We start from the raw sequence: 601 nt of genomic DNA, 5'->3' as shown, positions 1-601 counted from the left end.
CGTCCGTGACAATCTCACCGCGCATTTCGCCGGTGAAGCCCTCCTCACTCCGGTGCTCTGATGAAAGCCATCGTCATTCATGCCGCCCGTGATCTCAGGATCGAAGATCGTCCAGAGGAAGAGCCTCAGGCCGGCCAACTTCGGTTGAGCCTTGCGACGGGCGGGATCTGCGGGTCGGACCTGCACTATTACAACCATGGCGGCTTCGGCGCGGTGCGGCTGAAGGAGCCCATGATCCTTGGCCATGAAGTCTCGGCCCGTGTTGAGGCCATCGGGCCCGGTGTCTCGGGCTTCGAGATCGGGCAGCTTGTGGCCGTTTCGCCCTCGCGGCCCTGCGGCCAGTGCCGCTACTGCGGCGAGGGACTGCAGAACCAGTGCCTCAACATGCGCTTTTACGGCAGTGCCATGCCCTTCCCGCATATTCAGGGCGCTTTCCGTGAAAGCCTGGTGGCAGAGGCGTATCAATGTGTCGACGCCACGGGACTGTCCGCCGGCGAAGCTGCCATGGCCGAGCCCCTGGCTGTAACCCTGCATGCGACGACGCGAGCGGGCAGTCTGTTCGGCAAGCGTGTGCTGGTCACGGGTTGCGGACCTATCGGCG

The 601-nt window shown here is 64.1% G+C and carries 1 protein-coding gene; it reads left to right on the top strand.

Going from position 1 to position 601, the window contains the following annotated elements; all coding sequences use genetic code 11:
- Positions 1 to 60 precede the first annotated feature (60 nt).
- Positions 61 to 601, top strand: a 541-nt coding sequence (locus CXQ90_RS21765) for an alcohol dehydrogenase catalytic domain-containing protein (protein WP_181038675.1), incomplete at its 3' end; no start/stop codon positions are given.

Source organism: Arthrobacter sp. ZGTC131 (assembly GCF_002929275.1).
GTDB lineage: Bacteria > Actinomycetota > Actinomycetes > Actinomycetales > Micrococcaceae > Arthrobacter.
The sequence above is the reverse complement of the archived record's forward strand: the minus strand, read 5'-3'. Positions and strand labels throughout refer to the sequence as shown.